This window comes from Thermococcus thioreducens, from assembly GCF_002214545.1.
GTDB classification, from domain to species: Archaea; Methanobacteriota_B; Thermococci; order Thermococcales; family Thermococcaceae; genus Thermococcus; species Thermococcus thioreducens.
Map to the genome: position 1 here is coordinate 1288624 of NZ_CP015105.1, position 18374 is coordinate 1306997.

Annotated in this window: 25 protein-coding genes; 4 read left to right on the forward strand and 21 right to left on the reverse strand. The window is 51.7% G+C overall.

The window, feature by feature from the left end; translation table 11 throughout:
* Nucleotide 1 precedes the first annotated feature (1 nt).
* The 6 genes from A3L14_RS07085 to A3L14_RS07110 all read right to left on the reverse strand — a co-directional run bounded on the left by A3L14_RS07085 (nucleotide 2) and on the right by A3L14_RS07110 (nucleotide 3385).
* Nucleotides 2–520: a hypothetical protein gene (locus A3L14_RS07085; protein WP_055429724.1), complete on the reverse strand. Its 519-nt coding sequence runs from the start codon at nucleotides 518–520 to the stop codon at nucleotides 2–4.
* 148 nt (nucleotides 521–668) lie between these two features.
* The gene (locus tag A3L14_RS07090; RefSeq protein ID WP_055429725.1) at nucleotides 669–1229 is read right to left on the reverse strand and encodes a DUF302 domain-containing protein; all 561 of its coding nucleotides are present in this window, start codon (nucleotides 1227–1229) and stop codon (nucleotides 669–671) included.
* A gap of 245 nt (nucleotides 1230–1474) precedes the next feature.
* Nucleotides 1475–1861: a hypothetical protein gene (locus A3L14_RS07095; RefSeq protein WP_055429726.1), complete on the reverse strand. Its 387-nt coding sequence runs from the start codon at nucleotides 1859–1861 to the stop codon at nucleotides 1475–1477.
* 15 nt (nucleotides 1862–1876) lie between these two features.
* On the reverse strand, nucleotides 1877–2344 hold the full coding sequence (locus tag A3L14_RS07100) for a hypothetical protein (protein WP_055429727.1): 468 nt from the start codon (nucleotides 2342–2344) through the stop codon (nucleotides 1877–1879).
* Nucleotides 2328–2699: a hypothetical protein gene (locus A3L14_RS07105; RefSeq protein WP_055429728.1), complete on the reverse strand. Its 372-nt coding sequence runs from the start codon at nucleotides 2697–2699 to the stop codon at nucleotides 2328–2330. The genes A3L14_RS07100 and A3L14_RS07105 overlap by 17 nt, the downstream gene beginning before the upstream one ends.
* A 2-nt stretch (nucleotides 2700–2701) precedes the next feature.
* Nucleotides 2702–3385 (reverse strand): hypothetical protein, encoded by a 684-nt coding sequence (locus tag A3L14_RS07110; protein ID WP_055429729.1) that lies wholly within the window; start codon nucleotides 3383–3385, stop codon nucleotides 2702–2704.
* A 297-nt stretch (nucleotides 3386–3682) separates the two neighbouring features.
* Between A3L14_RS07110 and A3L14_RS07120 the strand changes: the two genes are divergently transcribed.
* Nucleotides 3683–4291 carry a GNAT family N-acetyltransferase gene (locus A3L14_RS07120; protein WP_055429731.1) on the forward strand — a complete coding sequence of 203 codons (609 nt, stop codon included), beginning with the start codon at nucleotides 3683–3685 and terminating at the stop codon, nucleotides 4289–4291.
* A gap of 7 nt (nucleotides 4292–4298) precedes the next feature.
* Here the strand turns inward: A3L14_RS07120 and A3L14_RS07125 are convergent, their stop codons facing one another.
* The 11 genes from A3L14_RS07125 to A3L14_RS07175 all read right to left on the reverse strand — a co-directional run bounded on the left by A3L14_RS07125 (nucleotide 4299) and on the right by A3L14_RS07175 (nucleotide 12774).
* Nucleotides 4299–4898: a hypothetical protein gene (locus tag A3L14_RS07125; protein ID WP_055429732.1), complete on the reverse strand. Its 600-nt coding sequence runs from the start codon at nucleotides 4896–4898 to the stop codon at nucleotides 4299–4301.
* Between the two features lie 211 nt (nucleotides 4899–5109).
* Entirely contained in the window at nucleotides 5110–6036 is a 927-nt protein-coding gene (locus A3L14_RS07130; RefSeq protein ID WP_157726984.1) for a DUF4855 domain-containing protein, read from the reverse strand.
* Between the two features lie 125 nt (nucleotides 6037–6161).
* Nucleotides 6162–8249 (reverse strand): heavy metal translocating P-type ATPase, encoded by a 2088-nt coding sequence (locus A3L14_RS07135; RefSeq protein WP_074631176.1) that lies wholly within the window; start codon nucleotides 8247–8249, stop codon nucleotides 6162–6164.
* The gene (locus tag A3L14_RS07140) at nucleotides 8249–8605 is read right to left on the reverse strand and encodes an ArsR/SmtB family transcription factor (protein ID WP_055429734.1); all 357 of its coding nucleotides are present in this window, start codon (nucleotides 8603–8605) and stop codon (nucleotides 8249–8251) included. Before A3L14_RS07140 ends, A3L14_RS07135 begins: the two co-directional genes overlap by 1 nt.
* A 119-nt stretch (nucleotides 8606–8724) precedes the next feature.
* Nucleotides 8725–9624, reverse strand: a complete 900-nt coding sequence (locus A3L14_RS07145; protein WP_055429735.1) for a DMT family transporter — start codon at nucleotides 9622–9624, stop codon at nucleotides 8725–8727.
* Between the two features lie 110 nt (nucleotides 9625–9734).
* Nucleotides 9735–9950 carry a YHS domain-containing protein gene (locus tag A3L14_RS07150; RefSeq protein WP_055429736.1) on the reverse strand — a complete coding sequence of 72 codons (216 nt, stop codon included), beginning with the start codon at nucleotides 9948–9950 and terminating at the stop codon, nucleotides 9735–9737.
* The gene (locus tag A3L14_RS07155) at nucleotides 9951–10157 is read right to left on the reverse strand and encodes a heavy-metal-associated domain-containing protein (protein WP_055429737.1); all 207 of its coding nucleotides are present in this window, start codon (nucleotides 10155–10157) and stop codon (nucleotides 9951–9953) included.
* A 94-nt stretch (nucleotides 10158–10251) separates the two neighbouring features.
* Complete coding sequence (locus A3L14_RS07160) at nucleotides 10252–10629, reverse strand: DUF302 domain-containing protein (protein WP_055429738.1); 378 nt, start codon at nucleotides 10627–10629, stop codon at nucleotides 10252–10254.
* Between the two features lie 15 nt (nucleotides 10630–10644).
* Nucleotides 10645–11016: a CoA-binding protein gene (locus A3L14_RS07165; RefSeq protein ID WP_055429739.1), complete on the reverse strand. Its 372-nt coding sequence runs from the start codon at nucleotides 11014–11016 to the stop codon at nucleotides 10645–10647.
* Between the two features lie 64 nt (nucleotides 11017–11080).
* Nucleotides 11081–11938, reverse strand: coding sequence for an FTR1 family iron permease (locus tag A3L14_RS07170; protein WP_055429740.1), 858 nt, complete (start codon nucleotides 11936–11938; stop codon nucleotides 11081–11083).
* A gap of 266 nt (nucleotides 11939–12204) precedes the next feature.
* Nucleotides 12205–12774 carry a peroxiredoxin gene (locus tag A3L14_RS07175; RefSeq protein WP_055429741.1) on the reverse strand — a complete coding sequence of 190 codons (570 nt, stop codon included), beginning with the start codon at nucleotides 12772–12774 and terminating at the stop codon, nucleotides 12205–12207.
* Nucleotides 12775–12913: 139 nt separating this feature from the next.
* On the opposite strand from A3L14_RS07175, the gene A3L14_RS07180 reads away from it, so the two are divergent.
* Nucleotides 12914–13480, forward strand: a complete 567-nt coding sequence (locus tag A3L14_RS07180) for an NADPH-dependent FMN reductase (RefSeq protein ID WP_055429742.1) — start codon at nucleotides 12914–12916, stop codon at nucleotides 13478–13480.
* Here the strand turns inward: A3L14_RS07180 and A3L14_RS07185 are convergent.
* Complete coding sequence (locus A3L14_RS07185; RefSeq protein WP_055429743.1) at nucleotides 13413–14042, reverse strand: Lrp/AsnC family transcriptional regulator; 630 nt, start codon at nucleotides 14040–14042, stop codon at nucleotides 13413–13415. The two genes, A3L14_RS07180 and A3L14_RS07185, sit on opposite strands and share 68 nt — an antisense overlap.
* 92 nt (nucleotides 14043–14134) lie before the next feature.
* On the opposite strand from A3L14_RS07185, the gene A3L14_RS07190 reads away from it, so the two are divergent.
* The gene (locus tag A3L14_RS07190; protein ID WP_013467686.1) at nucleotides 14135–14332 is read left to right on the forward strand and encodes a YgaP family membrane protein; all 198 of its coding nucleotides are present in this window, start codon (nucleotides 14135–14137) and stop codon (nucleotides 14330–14332) included.
* Between the two features lie 9 nt (nucleotides 14333–14341).
* Entirely contained in the window at nucleotides 14342–14965 is a 624-nt protein-coding gene (locus tag A3L14_RS07195) for a cytochrome b5 domain-containing protein (protein WP_055429744.1), read from the forward strand.
* 34 nt (nucleotides 14966–14999) lie between these two features.
* Here A3L14_RS07195 and A3L14_RS07200 read toward each other — a convergent pair whose 3' ends face one another.
* The 3 genes from A3L14_RS07200 to A3L14_RS07210 all read right to left on the reverse strand — a co-directional run bounded on the left by A3L14_RS07200 (nucleotide 15000) and on the right by A3L14_RS07210 (nucleotide 18374).
* Entirely contained in the window at nucleotides 15000–16997 is a 1998-nt protein-coding gene (locus tag A3L14_RS07200; protein WP_055429745.1) for a hypothetical protein, read from the reverse strand.
* 133 nt (nucleotides 16998–17130) lie between these two features.
* Entirely contained in the window at nucleotides 17131–17661 is a 531-nt protein-coding gene (locus A3L14_RS07205; RefSeq protein WP_055429746.1) for a DUF998 domain-containing protein, read from the reverse strand.
* 20 nt (nucleotides 17662–17681) lie between these two features.
* Complete coding sequence (locus A3L14_RS07210; protein ID WP_055429747.1) at nucleotides 17682–18374, reverse strand: SDR family oxidoreductase; 693 nt, start codon at nucleotides 18372–18374, stop codon at nucleotides 17682–17684.

An 18374-nucleotide genomic window follows, 5' to 3' on the forward strand; every position in this document is an offset into this window, starting at 1 on the left:
CTCACAGCAGGAGGGAGAGCTCCCTCTCCAGCTTTCTCGCCATGTCCTCAACCGCGGTGCCGTAGCCCTCGATGGCTATGACCACGGCGGTTCCGTTATCCCTCTCTTCAACCAGCACCTCCACCTCCATCCTCCCCTTTTTGGTGTACGCCCTGTATCGGGAGACGTTTCCCTCAGAGGAGACGTAGTATGCACCGAATTTTGAGAGGACGTACTTCAGCAGTTTTCGAACCACCACTGGCTCTTCCCGGGTCAGGTACTCAATCTCCCTCCTCGTTGGGGAGACCCTTGAGCCTATGTCCTCGGGCTCCACGCGGTACACCATCACCTTTCCCTCGGTCGGGGGGTCGAGCTTTGAGAGGAGCTCCTCCGCGAAGCCCTCAACGTCGCTGGAATCTATTATGAAAGATATCCCCCTGACCTTGGAAATCCTGGCGCGGTTTGACCACTTGTCCAGCAGGTATTCAACGCGCTTTCGCTCCGCGTCGTTCTCGTAGCCGACTATGAACAGGTGCGGCATGACGGTTCACCCTCCACTTTCACTCACTTGTTAAATCAATGGAGCTTTGGAGTATATAACGTTTTCGGCAATTTGGAGAAAAATACAGTATTTCAAAATTTTCCATTCTGTAAAATACTGGAAAATAGGAGGAATGCACAGGGAAAAATCAAACCCTGTCAACGACGCCCTTTAGTATCTCCTCGACCTCTGAGGCGACCTTCAACAGCTCGTCGTTTCCGGTTATGCTCATGGCCTTCGTCGGGAGCAGCAGGCTCACGTAGGTCTTTCCGTCCTTCACGTACACCACCAGGTTGCAGGGCAGGAAGGTGCCGCTGTTGATGTCTATTCCGATGAGCTGGCTTGAGAACTTCGGGTTGCAGGCGCCGAGGATGACGTATGGCTCCATGTCAATACCGAGCTTCTCCTTGAAAAGCCGGTCAACCCTGACCTCGCTGAGGACACCGAAGCCCTCCTTCTTCAGCTCCTCCTTGACCCTCGCCACGGTCTCATCGAAACCGGTTTCAACCTCGCGGAGGTAGGAGTACTCCTTTTGATCCTCCGTTCCCGCCATTCCGTGCATTCCGTGGTGGCCCTTTCTCATGCCCTTCATTCCCTTGCCGTGGCCCTTACAGCCACCCTTCATCTTTCCCTTACCTTTCATTCTCTTCATGCCACCCATTTTCCCGTGGCCCTTCATTCCGCCGTTTTCTATTTCTTCGCCTTTCATCTTGAATCACCTTTTTCTTTTGTCAGTGTTTACTCTACTGGAGGGAATAAGAGGCTTGTCATTCACAAAATGAAAATATAGGCGGACAAAAATTAACAAAATTAAGGTGGTTCTTTAAGTCCATTATAAACCACCTTCAAAAACAGACCGAAGCCAATGGTTGAGATGCTGACGTTATGTGACTTTGTTGTTTTACATGTTCTCTTGAAATCCCTGTCCTAAAGATCCTGAGGAGGTCGGCAATTTTATTCACCCCGATTCAGTCCGAGTGTTTTTTCAGCGCCCAGCGCCAGCCCCACCCTGAAGAGCAGTAGCGTCCAGAGGAGCGAGATTACCGCGGTAGAGTACGGATAAAACCTGAAAACCCACACGAAAACATTAGACGCAGGAACCACAGCAGAGAACACGAACCACAGCCTGCTCTCCAGTGAGCAGTGCCCGGAATGCCGGTAGGCGGAGCACATAAGCCACATCAGAGCCGGGAAGCCCAGCCAGTAGAAACCGGAGATAAGGAGGGCCTCCGGATAAAACCCTTCACTTCCAAAGTATCCTCCAAAGAGTGCCAGAGTTAGTTCAGCAACCCACCAGCGTAAAAATAAGATGAAAGGAACTTCAGCTCCGTAGAGCTTCATTTTCATCACCGGGGGTCAAAGGGGTATGGGGATAAGAATCAAAAATACCAAAAGCCCAGTTAAAACGCAAGATAAATAGGACTTTTTCCCAGAACTAATTCGTTTGCCTAGCAGTACCATGGCCATAAGTAGCCCGAGCATCAGGGCCACTTGCTCCATAATTATCCTGAATGGAATCCAGCCATTGTAGAAAAATCTCAATATTGATCCGATAATGCCAGCTAATGCGAGCGGCATGGTTGATTTAAGATAGATTTCCAAGCTTGGTAGAATCTTCAGGATCAATCGAAGTATACCCAAAAGTAATGCAGACTGGATAACAAATCTCAATCCTGCTGCCACTACTGCCAACCATATTCGTGGAAGCTCCCCATCTAAGACGACAATCATCCAGTAGAATCCCACAATCTGATAAGAGTAAATAATAACACCCCATAAGAACAGAGATACAAACCAAAGGAACAATTTATTGATTGTCCTCATTGGTATCCCTCCGAGTTTCTTTGTATTTTTGAAAAGTCGCCCTCAGTATCCCAATCACAGATGCCCCAAATAACAATGCTGGAATCCACAATTTTATGCCAATCAACATGGCAGTTAATCCCTCTGAAGAAGTCCACCAAGCCAAAAATGTGTCACTCAGTAGAAAATATCCGAAAAGTGCTCCAAATACTCCTCCAAGCAAAAAGGCCACGCTTGTACTCAAAGCTGAATAATATGGAGATTTGCTTTTATTGACATACACCACTATTCCAATCAGCAGGGCAGTCCATGGGGTTATAGCGGCCAGTAGTCCCTCTAAAAAATATAAAAAGAGATTGTTCTTATTCATCTCCACTTTCACACCTCCTCAAATATGAGTGCATCTATGTTCGCTCCTGAAAGAAGAAGTGCAATTGCGGAGCTAAGTGCATTCGCGCTGCCAGTTGAAATGAACTTTAGTAACTGCTTTCCACCTTCCTTAATGGCTCCTGTAACTCCGATAGCACCAAGAAACTCAGAGAACCACGGCCAACTAGTAAATCCAATTGTAACTATTCCATGCCTTCCATACCCTGCATTAAATTTAACGTCAAGTGTCCACCATCCTCCAATGCTGATCCACTCTGAATATTCTGCAACTACAATCTTAAAACGGTGCCCTAACACTGAGTGAGTGTTTATAGAATCAAGTTTAAACTTGTATCCATAGAACGAACCTGTGGTCATATCAGGCATGATGACTGCTGTTGTATACCCACCTAAAGGAATCCACTTGAATACTGAAACATCTAGGTAGCCATCTCCGTTGTGTTTGACCTTATAATACCACGCATAACCCGCTCCAGTTCCAATGTACTGGCGGTGCTTTGAAATAATAGCGCCACTCCCGCTGTCAAGACGGGTCATGACGACACTCCCAAGGCCAATATTATTCTGAGGCTTTATGGGTTCCTTCTGAACCGACATTGCCATTGCACTCCCTGCCGTGACTCCAACCATCAGCAGTCCCAAAAGGACTGCCACCAATGGTTTACATCTCATTCTATCACCTCCGACAGTTTTCCGTTTTGGAGTAATAATCCAGCCTTTAAAAAGTTTTCTCTCAAGTGGTAATTTATAATAAATATGAAAAAAAAGACTTCAACCACTGCAAAACGACTCCGCTTGACGAAAACAAGTTGAGTAAAAGAGATCATACCCACATCAAACTTCCGGCACATGGAAAGACATTTCCCTTGGGATAGACTTACTGTGAGGTCACAAAATCCTCTTGCCGGGAGTTAAGCCCCATAGAAAACTTAATCGGGAAGAACCATCTACTTCATCCTGGTGAGGGATGTGCCCCTTAGGATTCTCCCCGCAAAGGGGACTAAAGAGGAAGCCGGACACTTCGCGAGGCTCATGGAGATGTCGGCTCCCCAGTACTTCCCGGCCCTACTGGGGCCAAGGTTCAGGGACGTTTTTGAGGCACTTTTTCTGGAAAAGGAAAACCTGTTCAGCCATGAGCATGTGGTTTTTGGGGTCTATGACGGGGAAATCGCAGGAATGCTCCTGGGCTACGACTGGAAAACCCGGGAGCGAGAGGAGAAAAGAACCGGCTGGCTTATGATAAGAATTCTCGGCTTCGACTTCTTAGAGAGGCTTCCAGGGTTCATAAGGGCTTCCCTTAGCTCAGGAAGGCTTGAAAAAGGCGATTACTACATCAGCAACGTCGCCGTTTACCCCGAATTCAGGGGCAGGAAGATAGGAAAAAGCCTGCTGCTCCACGCGGAGGAGAGGGCAAAAGACATGGCCGAAAGAATGGCCCTCGACGTGGAAAAGGACAACGAGATAGCGATAGCGGTCTACAAGAAGCTCGGCTACTCCCTTGAGAGGGAGCATTCCTTAGAGCTTGAGGGAAGGACTTACAGGTTCTACAGGATGGTGAAAGGGCTGAAGGGATTATGAATGCCTATTACCCTTCCCTGTTTCTCAGGTATATGAACACGACCACCAGCACAGCTCCAAACAAGAGAATCACATAGGACTCCATCGAATCCCCATTGGGAGTGGACTGGCAGGCCGGCAGTCCCTCTTCTAAGGCTTTCGTGAAGTTGAGCTTCCTGAGAGTTTTCCCGTCGTAGTAGAACACCGCAACGTCTTTCCAGTCTAGGGGAACGAAGGGGTTTTGGGGTCTGGTGTACACTAAGACACCCGCCTCCAAAAACACTGCCTGCAGGGTCACGTTTTCCGGGAGGGGGATTGAAAGGTTGGCGGGAACTTCAATCGTGTAGGAAGTGCTCCCGTCCGAAACCTGGAGCAGCGACCCCGTGAAGTTTGCGGGATAGGAGGGGGACTTTATCGAGACGTTGCCGCAGGGGCACAGTTCATCCCTGATTTCTGCGGGGATTGTGACGTTTTCAATAATGCAGGGCTTGTCTGGATCTATTGCCCTGCCATCGCTTAGGTACCATAGGCCGTTATGGAATACGTAGAACAGCTCATAGGCCCCCGTGGTGTTCCCGAGGTAGTAGAGCCTTCCGTCTTTGAAGTAGAAGTAGTACTCCCCGACCATGCTTGGGGTGGGCACCCCCTGCATCCCCGGACCAAGGGCATCCCATGAAAGCATTATTATCGCGTCATCTTCCCCGGCTTTGATGAAGGAATAAAATGTGCAGTATTCTGTGGGGGCAAGAACTGGACTGGGACCGCAGAAAGATCCAATAGCATATGCTGGTGATGTAATAAAGAGCGATAAAAAAAGAAAAAGCCCAACTCCCACTTTTTTATACATACGGAACCCCCAAATTGCTTCTGCAGTAGGAATCAACATGTTTAACAACGTCAAAGGTTACTCCAAAGTAGTATGCTCTCTGAGTGTATCTCTTCCCGAGAACATCCAGTTGAACTTTTATATAATCGCCCGCCAGTTTTGTGCAATTTAAAGTGTTGCTGCATGTTCTGCAGTTCCCTCCACTTCCGATAACACATTCGTCGGCTTCCATTTCAAGGTAAACATTCCATGCATGATGGCTTGACTTCAGACTTTCGAGCTTTCTTAGGTACTCTTTGAAGTCATTGTATCCCGAAATATTCGGTACACCCTTGGCTAAATAATAGTTTGGTTGCACAAAGATGTAGTCAAAGAACTCGTAAGCACCTGGGCAGTTATGACACCCTGAAGTATTGAGTGGGAAGATGTTTGTACCCTCAAGATACGGGGTGGATGCGCTTGGAATCCAGATGAACTTAAATCCTGCGTCATGTATTTTTTGAGACATTGCCTTAATGAGTTCGTGAGAGATGCCTTTCTTTATGTTTAGTTGATCCTGTTTGAATATCCACGCATTCTCAAGACTCCAGTAGAATCCCTTTAGATTGGGATCTGAAGAACCTGTGAACACATAAATCCACCTTTCCCAGTAGGATCCTTCAAAGTTTCCGGTTATATTGCCGCGCGGAGTTTTTGAAGGCGTAAAAAAGGGTATTGTAACGTAGTATGGCATGTTCAAGTGATCACTCAAATACTCTGAGAGATTGTATGCATCAGTTTCAGCGTTCCCTGTATACTGGATATGAGCCGGTTGTCCGAGGATTACGGCATAGTCAAAACCAAGCCCCTTAAATTCCTCCAGGGTTCCAGTCATCCTCGATTCATAATCCGAGCCATTCCATCTAACCCACCATAGTCCAAAGTTTGCCATTGGAATCACCATTATTCAATACTTCTGATGATATAAAAGTATTTTTATACAAAAACGCGACAAAAATTTAAATGAAGTTAGTTAGAACATGCGAGTAAAAACAGCTTACTCTGGTTTAAAATGGAAAAAGAGATTCACCTCAGAATCCTCATCGCGTTGAAGACCGCTATGAGGGCAACGCCGACGTCCGCAAAGACCGCCTCCCACATCGTCGCCTCTCCAAGGATTCCGAGGCCTATGAAGGACAGTTTGACCGCTAAGGCAAAGATTATGTTCTGCCATACTATCCTCTGCGTCTTTCTCGCTATCCTGATGCCCCTCGGCAGCTTGGACGGCTTGTCGTCCATTATGACGACATCGGCAGTCTCTATCGCCGCATCGCTTCCGAGCGCGCCCATCGCAACGCCAACGTCCGCCCTGGCCAGGACGGGAGCATCGTTTATTCCGTCGCCCACGAAGACGACCTTTCCCTCTGCCTCTTTCTCAAGCTCCTCTATGACCCTCACCTTGTCCTCCGGCAACAGCTCCGCGTAGAAGCCGTCTAAGTTGAGATGCCTCGCTATCTCCCCGGCAACGTCTTTGTTGTCTCCCGTGACCATGACGACCTTCTTGATCCCGAGGCGCTTCAGCTCCTTCACAGCGAGCGGGGCGTCATCCTTTATCTCGTCCGAGATTATTATGTAGCCGGCGTACTTCCCGTTGATGACGACGTGGGCCACCGTCCCCTTAACCCTGCACGTGTCGTGCTCGACCTTGAACCTGTGGAGAAGCCTGTCGTTTCCGACAAGGACCTCCGTCCCGTCAATCCTCGCCCTGACGCCGTGTCCGGCTATCTCCTCGTACTCGACTATCTCCGCCTCGTTGATCTCCTCACCGTAAGCTTCACGTATAGCCTTGGCAATCGGGTGGTTCGAGTGGGCCTCCGCCAGGGCCGCGAATCTGATGATTTCCTCCTCGCTGAAGCCGTTCCTCGTCTCCACTCGGGTGACCTTGAAGACCCCCTTGGTCAGCGTCCCGGTCTTGTCAAAGGCCACTATGCTCGCTTCCTTGAGTGCATCGAGGTAGTTGGAGCCCTTGACGAGGATTCCCTCCCTCGCTGCCCTGCCTATGCCGCCGAAGTAGCCGAGCGGAATCGACAGAACAAGCGCACACGGGCACGAGATAACGAGTATCACCAGGGCCCTGTAGATCCACGGGGTGAACGGGTCTCCGGTGATAAGCGGAGGGACTATGGCTATAAGTGCAGCTATGCCCACAACTGCAGGAGTGTAGTAGTGGGCGAAGCGCGTTATGAACTTCTCCGTCTTGGCCTTTCTCGCGCTCGCGTTCTCGACGAGCTCAAGGATGCGGGAAATGGTTGATTCCTTCAGCCCCTTGGTCACCTGCACTTTGAGGACGCCCGATAGGTTGACCATGCCGGATAGGATTTCCTCCCCTTCCTTCACCGTCCTGGGAACGCTCTCACCGGTTAAAGCGGAGGTGTCGACGGTCGACTCACCCTCGATGATAACTCCATCAACGGGAACCCTCTCACCGGGCTTGATGATGATAACGTCCCCAACCTTCAGCTCCTCGGGCTTTACCCGGACTACGTCCCCGTCTCTAAGCAGGTTTGCATAATCTGCCTTGAGGGCAAGCAGGGCCTTTATGGAGCGCCTTGACCTGTCCACTGCCAGGTCCTGGAAGAACTCTCCCACGACGTAGAAGAGCATCACCGCAACTCCCTCTGGATACTCCCTGATGAGGAAAGCGCCTATAGTGGCTATCGCGATAAGGAAGTTCTCGTCAAAGACGTTGCCGTGGATGGAGTTGACGACTGCACTCCTAAGAACCCTCCAGCCGGAGATGAGGTAGCTGGCGAGGAAGATGCCGAAGACAAAAGCGTCGTCTATGCCGTAGTAGTAGCGCATTACTATGCCTATTGCAAACAGGGCCAGGGAAACTCCGATCTGGTACACCGTTTTTCTGAAGTCACCCCCACCGTGCTCATGGCCGTGTCCGTGGTCGTGTTCATGGCCGTGCTCGTCAGCTTCCATGACCTCAACGTCCGGCTCGACCTTCTTGATAATCTCTTTGGCCTTCTCAACGTCACCCTCTATGATGGCCTCCTTGGTGGTGAAGTTGACCAGCGCAAACTCAAAGCCCTCCTTCTTGAGGGCCTCCTCTATCTCGTATGCACAGCTAGCGCAGTCGAGTCCTTCAAGCTTGAGTTTGGTAGCCATCACTTCACCTCCGAAAGGTGCTCAATCGCTATCCTCAAAATCTCCCTGATGTGCTCGTCGTCGAGACGGTAGAACACGTTCTTGCCGTCCTTGCGGTAGGCGACTATCTTTCTGTCCTTGAGGATGCGGAGCTGGTGAGAAATCGCCGAAACTGAAAGTTTCGTTATCGCAGAGAGGTCACAGGTGCAGAGCTCCCCCGCTTCCATAAGCGCGAGCAGGATTTTGAGCCTCGTGGGGTTCCCGAGGGCGTCGAAAAAGTCCGCCGCTTCCAATACAGCCTCCTCCTCTGGAATTTTTGCCTGGGCTTCCAAGATTTTATCCAGGTGTTCCTCATACACCTTACACACTTCCGTCATCATAAATCACCTCTACATTTGAGCAATTGTGCAAATGTTTTATAAACTTTGTCATTTCGAAAGTGAATGAAAACTAAAAAAGAAACTGAAAACACAAAACGATTCGCCGCTGACTGCTTTCATTCTGAGAGAAGATATACTCCCACAAGCATAACCATTCCGAAAATCGCTTTTATTCCCGTAAAGCTCTCCCCAAGAACCAAAAAGGCAGTAACGGCGCCCATCAAGGAAGACGTGGCAAATATTGCTCCTGTTTTCATGGCACCAATTTCCCTCAGGGCAAAAAGGAACAGCACAATGGAGAATCCAATGCTGAGCGAACCAACGGTTAAGAGATACGGAAGGCTTTCAAGGGGGATATCCAGGGGGATACTAAACAATACGGCCAAAGACAGGAGAGCACTTCCGCCCAGTAACCCTTTTAGGGAAGTCACCAACAGCAGATCCCTCTTGAGGCTCAAGAGCTTGCTGAGATTGTTGTCTATAGCCCATGAAAGACTTGCCAGCACAACCAGGGCGTTGCCCAGAAGCCCTTCCGTGAGATGAACCCCCACAAGGGACTCCGTCGAGACAACAACGGCTCCAACTAAGATAAAAAGAATACCGATGGCCCCTCTGCGTGATATCTTTTCTCCAAAAAGGAGGAGCGCAAGTATGACCGTAAACAGCGTCTCGGTATTGAGGAGCAGGGAGGCATTGACCGCCGTTGTCCTGTCCAGCCCAAACATGAATAACAGGGGTGCCAAAAAAGAGCCGAACAGTGCTATAACTCCCAGAAGCAGAAAGTCTTTACGGGAAAAGGAGTCCTGCGTCGCCACTTTGGATTTTAGCTGCTCCAGTATTCTGTCCTTAACGGGAGTATACCGAATGACCATTAAAACCACTCCCGCGGTGAGGTATATGCTCCCCGCTACCACGAGCGGGTGGACGTTCTCCAGTGCTATTTTGTTTAGGGTCGAGCTAATCCCGAACAAGAACGCGGCCAGGAGTGCCCCAATATACCCGTGGTGGTGTGTCATGAGGTCTAACACCGCAACAAGGTTTATAAACGTTGTTCACACGAAAAAAAGGGGCGTAGCACCTGATCACACAAGATGCCCAAAATTAACATGGGATAAAATGAAAAAAGTCAGTGGTGGCAACCACCCATGCGGTGCCCTCTGTGGTGCCCGTGGCGGGAGCGATGGGAATGCCCCATACCCTCAGTTCCGGCGTATTTTTTGGGGTTTGCCTCGAACTCCGCCTTGCATCCCGGGGAGCAGAAGTAGTAGACCTTCCCGCCGTACTCGACCTTAAGTCCGGTGTCCTCACTCACCTCCATTCCGCAGACGGGGTCAATCGGCATTCAGGCCACCTCCACTTCGTAGCCGTACCTTTCGATGGCCCTGACTATGTCCTCCAGGCGAACCTTTCCGGGGTCGAACTGGACAACGGCCTTCTTTTCCTCAAGGCTGACTTCGCCCCTTGCCCCAACGCTCTCTATCGCCTTGGTTATTCTCATAACGCAGTGCTTGCAGCTCATGTTAGGTATCTTCAACACGACTTCGGTCATTTGCATCACCGATAGAAGCTAAGGGGGAAAGCTTATGGGGCTTATCGTTGCCAGAATGGAAACCGGAAGCCGAACGTATAAGCAAAAGTGAAAATTAAAGGGAGTCTATGATTTCCTTCACCTGCTCCTCCATGGGCCTCATCAGCTCGACAACCTTCTCTCCTGCAATCTTCCAGGCGACGCTCGGCAGGGTAACGCCGAGGTAGTTGCCCTCCTCAGTCCTGTAGCCGAAGCCGGTGCACGGGAGCAGGGCACCTATGTTGGGGTCTATCTTTACCAGCTCCTCAACAAGCTCGCTGTGGCAGATGAAGAGAAGGTGGTAGTCGGCTATTATCCCGCTTTCCGTCTCGGTTATAGCTACCGGAATGCGCTCACCGATGAGCAGAAAGCCCGCTTCCTCCAGCTTTTTCTTGAAGCGCTCCCAGAGGAAGTCGAGATCCTCGTCAAAACGCTTGACGTAGTAGAACTCCATGCCAGCCACCTCCTTTCAGCCCGAAGTTTCTACCATTATGCATTTCCAAAAGCTGTACTCCACACCTTTCTCATCGAGAAACCTGGCTATCTCATCGCTCTCCGCCCCCGGCTGGAACCAGAGCCTCTTGAAACCCGCTTCAACGGCTTCCTTTGCGACCTGAAGCCCAACGTGGGGCGGAACGACGAAGACTATAACGTCAACGTCCTTCGGAAGTTCCCGAACGCTCCTGTAGCACCTGAGGCCTTCAATCTCGTCATACTTGGGATTAACCAGAAGAACCTCAAAGCCCTTTTCAAGTAGATCCCTGAGTATTACGTTGCCGTACTTGTCCGGGTTCGGGCTTGCCCCAACGAGGGCTATCCTCCTGAAGCCATCCACATCCATCTTCCACACCTAAGCTGAAATCAATTTCACCCTTTTTATTCATTGCGGGCCAAAAATGAATAACTCAGGCCGCGCTCTCCGCGGCCTTTTTCTCGCGGTTCAGTGCCGGCCCCTTGCCGTAGGCCCTCAGCACGAGGTAGAGGGCAACTATAAGGTATCCGAACTGAACTATCACCCTCCCCCACTCCATGCTCACGGAGTATCCGAAGAGCACAGCGAAGATTGAACCGATGGCTCCCTTGTGGTGCCAGATGCTATCGCTCGGAATCCCAAGGTCGTAGGCTTGGGTAGCAAACACACCCAGGGAGTAGCCCTCCTCCTCAGCCCACTCGATAAGCTCGTGAGTGCCGTAGCCCGCAAGACCGGCCGCCACGAACACAAGCAGTATTGAGCTGAAGTAGAAGAACCTCCTAAGGTCTATGCGCATGCCAACCCCGTATATCAGGTAGGCCAGCACGAGTGCCCCCGCCAATCCGGCGCCGAGGCCGATGAGTGTTCCGGTCAGGTCCCGGGTCATGAATGGCGTGAGGAAGAGAACCGTCTCAAGCCCCTCCCTGAAGACAACGATGAACGTGAATCCTATTAGGGCCAGGGGGGCTATTGACTTGCTCACCTTGCTCTCTATTTCCGCCCTTATGTCCTTTCCCTTGGTCGCCATCCAGTATATCATGCTGGTGAGAACTATCACGGCGAGGTACGAAGCAATCCCCTCGAAGAGCTCCTTCTCGGCCAGGCCCCCGTAGAACTTCAGTATACCTATCCCAAGGAGCAGGCTAAAGCCAACTGAAAGAGCAGTCCCTATCCACACGTCCTTTATCTGGTTCGCCCTGTTGGTTCTTCTCAGGTAGGCTATTATTATCGCCACTATTATGGCCGCCTCAAGGGCCTCTCTGAAGGTTATGAGGAAGGCACCAACGCTCATGGGTTCACCTCCAATTTTTTAGGTCAATCTAAAATTCATAGGGTGGCTTATGAGTTTTATTTTTGCCAAATCGAAGTTTCGTAAAATGGACGGAGGGCATGCCGTATCCTCAACAAAATATGCCACGTGTCAAACCAGAAGGGTTCGAAGAAAGCATCCCGAGATATGAAAACCTGCCGAATTTCCCAAATCTGTGAAAAGGGGTGAAAGCTTGAGTCCATCCTGACAAAAATATGGTAGAAAAATTTACAGAATGGAAAGATCCATCATATCTTCCCTACCAGGTCGAGGCTGACCTCCAGTGTCTCCTTGCCGGGCTCCCAGCTCGCCGGGCAGACCTGACCGGGGTGCTCCCTCACGTACTTGGAAGCCTTGAGCCTCCTGAGGATCTCCTTTGCGCTCCTGCCTATGCTGAGGTCGTGCATCTCCATGTGGACGACCTTTCCGTCGGGGTCTATTATGAAGGTCGCCCTCCATGAAACGCCCTCGTCCTCTATGTAGGTTCCAAAGAGCCGGCTTATTTTTCCAGCAGGGTCGGCGAGCATGGGGTATCTTATCTTCTTTATAGCTGGCGATGTGTCGTGCCAGGCCTTGTGGACGTAGGCGGTATCGGTCGAAACGCTGAGTATCTCAGCCCCTTCCTTCTTGAACTCCTCGTAATAGTCGGCCAGCTCCTCAAGCTCCGTCGGGCAGACGAAGGTGAAGTCAGCCGGGTAAAAGGCAAGGACAACCCACTTGCCCCTGTAGTCCGAAAGCCTGACCTTCCCGATGTCGTCCTTCTCGGGGAGGTACGCATCGGCCTCGAAGTCAGGGACGATTTCTCCAACCTTCACCATGGGATTCACCTCGGCATTATGTTGGCGAGCCTAACTTATATAGGTTTGCCTAACAAAGTGAAAAGTTTCAGAATCTGAAGCATCTCATTTTGAAGGACAAATTTAAATATCTTAAAAGCGAACCAATTCAGGTGATAGGATGAAGGTCAAGATAATTCTCGGAACGGCAAGGGAAGGACGGAAGAGTGAGAAAGTCGCGAAATACCTCGTGAAGAAGGCCGGGGCACTCGGCTGGGAGGCCGAGCTTATAGACGTCAGGGACTACCTCCTGGCCTACACCCACCGCTGGAAGGTAACGCCCGAGATGGAGGTCTACAGGAACAAAATCCTTGAGGCCGATGCCCTTGTCATAGTTGCTCCAGAATACAACGGGAGCTACCCCGGGGAGCTGAAGATCCTCCTCGACACGATATATGACGAATACGAGGCCCTTCCAGTGGGTATTGTCACCGTCTCCAGCGTTACCGGAGGAGTGAGGCTTCTCCAGGAGCTTAGACTTGCCAGCGTGAACTACCGCATGCTGCCGGTCGGGCAGGTTCTCTTCTACAACGTCGACGACCTGTTCGATGGTGAAGAGCTGAAGGACGAGAAGTACAGAGAACGGGTTGAACGGCTTTTCAGGACCCTTGAGAAGTACGCTAAAGCTCTAAGGCCAATAAGGGAGGAGGTAAGGGAGAGACTGAGGGAGAAGACAGAGGGAGTCTAATCCCTCCCCCTCCCACCAACCCCATGAAGTAAACCGTCGCCGGACAGCCCATACATTTCTTGCCGTAGATGTAGCACTCCGTGCAGACCTTCCCGCAGGGGGCAACTTTCCTCGTCGGCTCCAGCTTGAAGTCAACGAACTCTGGATAGGCTGGAGACGAACCGAGGGAGACGTCCATCTCCTTAACCGACTCCATGGGCCGTATCGTGTTTTCTATGGTAGCCTCAAGGGCAGAGTAGCTCTCCGCTATGAGAGCCAGGTTTAGGTTGTACTTACCGGTTGTCGTGGCGACGAAGACCGTTCTCGGGCACCTTGCAAAAACATCGGCCAGCTTCTCGGCCTCGTCCATGCTCCGAACCTTGAGGTTCACCACCGCGGAGACAAAGTTCCTCTTCCTGATGTTCAGCAGTGCCTGAACCCTTAAGTCCCCCCGCCTCTCCAGCTTTTCAAGCCTCTCCCTCGCGGAGGGGTGGCTTATCCCCAGCTCCCTCGCTATCTCGGACACCTTCATCCTGCCGTTCTTCCTCAGCAGGCGGTATATCAGCAGGTCGCGTTCGTCCATAAAACCACCTTCATTTTGAAGGTTTTTGCCTTCAATTTCCTGGGAAATAAATATAACCATTTCGAAATTTTCTAAAAATCGAGGTGATTTTAATGGAGCGGAACGAGGGAACCCTCGACAGGCTTTTGAGGATAGTTATAGGAATAGTACTGCTCGGCATATGGGCGGGCATGAACGTGCCCTACGAGACCGTGCTTTTGATAGTCGGCCTCATCGCACTGGTGACCGGACTTACCGGCTTCTGTGCAATTTATAAACTCCTGGGCATAAGTACCTGCAAAGAGTGCTGAGGTGAAAGGGTGAAGCGCGTAACCAAGGTGCTCATAGCATCGGGGGAGCTGCTGATAGCGGCCAGTCTGGCACTGATGGTAACCGGCCTGGCAATGAACGACCCGACGTCAACCCTTGGGTCTCTGATGAGCTACGAAACTGCCAGGAGAGTCCACACCATAGCGTCGTACCTCTTCATCCCCCTCTTTTACGTCCACACTGCGGCGGGCCTCCTCGTTATTGCGAACAGAACGGAGAGGCTGAAAACAGAAAAGGCCAGAAGGACACTCGTCGGGGCCTGGACAGTCCTCACGGTGCTCCTCGTGGTGGCAGGATTTACCGCCTTCGGCACGGGGCGGTTGGCGTTAGGAAGCGTCCAGGCCACAGCAGTGCTGACCCTCGAAGAGGTCGCGAAGCACAGCAGCGAAAACGACTGCTGGGTCGTAGTCGAAAACAGGGTCTACAACGTCACGTCGCTGATAGACACCCACCCCGGCGGCAGGGATGCAATACTGAAATACTGCGGCACAAACGCGACCGAGGTCTTTTTCCTTGAACACAACCAGAACGACTACGAGGCACTCCAGGCGTACTACATCGGCACAATCAACGGGCCGATCGTTAATCAAGGAAATGGCACAGAAAAAGGCTGATGGGGACGGTTGACGTCTCCCTTTTAATGTTTTATCAGCTGCTCCCCCCGTTGCCCGGAGCGAAGACGCCGATTCTGACGGGTTTGTCCCTGACCACCGTCATTGCCCTGATTGAGACCTTTCCGTTCTCGTCGAGAACCTTGAGGGCAATCACGGAAATCTCCTTACCCGTCTGGGGGTTTCTGCCCGTCCACACTTCGAGGAACGTTCCTCCGAGGTACTCAGGCGGCATCTTTGATGTCATAGCCGGGCCGGCCACAGCCACGAAAACCTCTCCGCCCGAATCCATAACCGCCAGCTCAACGGGCGGGATGAACGGGCCAGTTCCAAAGTCCGTTACGTTGATGTACCTGAACTCGGGAAGCGGCGCGGGGTTAAAGGGTCCGGTACCGAAGTCTCCAAGGATGCCCTTAAGGAACGGGGCTGTGTTCCCGCGCTCCATGCGGAAGGCGGTGTACTCACCGGTTTTCATCGGGGTAACCCCTCTGATGTCGTTCACCCGCTCACCCACGGGTGCATCCCTTACCCATCCTGCTCCCGTGGCTCCTGCGGCAAACCTTCCGGTCTCGGCCCTGAAGTTCACGAGCTGCTCCGCCAACTGTTTGAGGTCTGCCCTCTGGCTTGAAACCGGTTCAAAGGTCTCGTTGGTTGACGGCTCGAAGATGATTGGCATCATCGTGAACTCTTCCTCGCAGATCTCCATGGGTTCAAGTGTTGTGTTGATGTTGAGTTCAAGCGGCCGGTAACAGAAGCCTCCGTTCGGAGGGTCTGCCTTCGCCACAAAGCCTATGACCTCTCCATCTATTCCAGGTATCCGGTAAATTCCCTTCTTGTCGGGCGTTATCCTGTCTATCTCCCTTCCGGTTTTGGGATCCATGAGCACCATGACCCCGGGCTTTGATGAGTTGCTGAGAACCCGTATCCCAGTCCCGTTCTCCGGAACACCCACGAGGAGCACGGTTCCGTTCCTTCCAAGCATTCCAAGGGGTGCCACTGCAAGCTCAAAGGTTATCCCGCCGTAGGTCTTTCCGGTGAGGTAGGCATCCTCGAAGGGAACAGGCTCGACGGTGACGTCCCTGGTGCCGGGCTCAAAGATGAAGGGCGCCAGTCCCGGTGATGGACATATCAGGGGGTCTTCCGGCTCCTCAGGAATTGTGTTCATGGTGTTGCTGTCGAGTGGAAGAGGCCGGTAACAGAAGCCTTCGTCGTCAGCTATGCCAACAAGTGTGGTGTTCACCGGCGGAACCTGATAAACCCCGTTTCCATCGGGTTTGACCCGCAGGACGGTCCTTCCGGTGCCGGGGTCAATGAGGCGCATGATTCCGGGTGAGTCCCCAAGGGCCTGGATCATGAAACCCTTCTTCGGAACACTTATCCTGACAACTGCCAGCTGACCGGCCCCCACGGTTCTGCCTCCCTCGCGAATTTGAAGGAGCGAACCGCTGCCGAAGTGATATATCTCCATGCTCCGGGTTTCATAGCCCTTGGTGAGCTCCATCATCCTGGCCACCATTTCGTCCCTGCTCAGGGGCACCATCTTTCCGTTATCCACGATGAAGAGCTTCCCGTCTTCTCTGTAAAACCCTTCTATCGGCTCGCCCGTGGTGGCGTTCTCCCAGTAGGCCGTCTCAACGGCGCTTATAACAATTAAATTCCTGAGCTCTGCCAGCTGGAGAGACTTCAAATACGCCAGCTTTTCCAGCAACAGAGTCTTTTCCCTTCCGGTCGAGTGCGTCGCATCGCGCTCAAGTGCCTTGGTCTCCTCAGCCAGACCGCTCAGCGTAGAAGGCTTAAGTCTGCTTTCAATATCCACAATCTCCGCATCGTATGTGGCGATCGCTTTCAAAAGGTTGTTCTGGTATTTTTCTTCCTCCGAGATGTCCGGTGAAGTTGTGGTGGGCTGGGACGTGGTCCCCCCGGTTTTGGTTCCGGTCTCGGTAGCGTTTCCCTGGTCGATACAGCCCGAGATAAAGGCCCCGACCATCACAATTCCCAAAAGCAGGGCAAGGCCCGCTATCGTTTTTCCTTTCATCTTAAACACTCTCTTCCAGTCACGAAGCGGTAAAAAACCAAGAAGAAATGGCAAGTGACTTATAGATGAAGTTAGTCGCCATGATTTATAACAGTTGTGTTTTCAAAGTGGAAAAGGTAAAGCAGGAACGCTTTCAGTCCTTAATTGCAACCAGTAGAGTGAAAGCCATTATCAAGGCTATCTCATATGTCTCTATCAGCGCCACCGAGGGCCAGTTTACGAGCGTCCCCAGCACTGCCAGTGCGAAGAGCAGGACGGAACCATACCGGATGGCCTTCTCTTTCGAACCCACTCCGTAGAGGAGCATCCCCAGGAAGAACTGGACGAAGAAGTATGTCGAGACGAAGGAGTGGGGCCTTGTGCCGGCGTGGAAGACCCCGATGAGTGCGAGAAATATTGCTGAGATGCTTATGTAAGCCCCTCCAACGGTTTGGAGCTTGTTCCCTGCGGAGAGAATCAGATAAACCGAGAAGGCCACCATGAAAACTGCCGTGACAATGAGGCCGTAGTTGTATATCCATGAAGCCATAGCCATTTCTGGCGAACCCAGGTCGCTCAGGGCGTTGCTCCAGAAGGAAAACCAGGGGTTTTTGTCTATGCTCCATGCGACAAAGAGCCAGTATACTACAACGCCGGCTATCCCGGAGTATTTGAGGTGTTCCATTGCCGCCACCCCCGCCAATCTCAAAACTTCGGCTCCTGATACACCGAACGGAGCATAAGCTCTTCCACGCGAACGTCTTCTGGAAGTTTAAGAAGACATATCAGAGCCCGAGCTATCTCTTCCGGCTTTAGGAAGCCCTGCTCCCGGGGTTTCCCGGGTTTACTGCCCGCAAAGTATGTGTCGGTGGCACCGGGCCTCAGCTCCAAGAATCTGACCTCCGGGTTCTCCATCTGAAAAACACGGAGCAGCGCGCGGGCCCCCCATTTTGTGGAGGTGTATGCACCTCCCCCTGGAAATACCCTGGCAGACACGTCGGAAGTGACCGCTACAACCTGGCCCCTTCTTCTCTTGAGACTGGGCAGAAAAGCCTTCACTGTTCTCCAAAGGCCCAGAAGGTTTACCTGAACCATTGCCTCAAAATCTTTCTCTTGTATTTCGTCCAGCCTGCCGAAATATCCTACCCCCGCGTTTGCCACAACGAGGTCAACGCCCCCAAAGCGATCCAGAACCCGTTCCGCAAAGCGCACGACGCTCTCGGCATCTGATACATCGAGGTAGTCGTAAAAAACATCCGTTGGAAGCGTCTCGGCAATTTCTCTTAAGGTTTCAACGCTCCTTGCCCCCAAAGCAAGTGTGTAACGCTCATCTGCGAGTGCTTCGGCAATGGCTTTCCCAATACCCCTTGAAGCTCCAGTCACAACGGCAACCTTCAT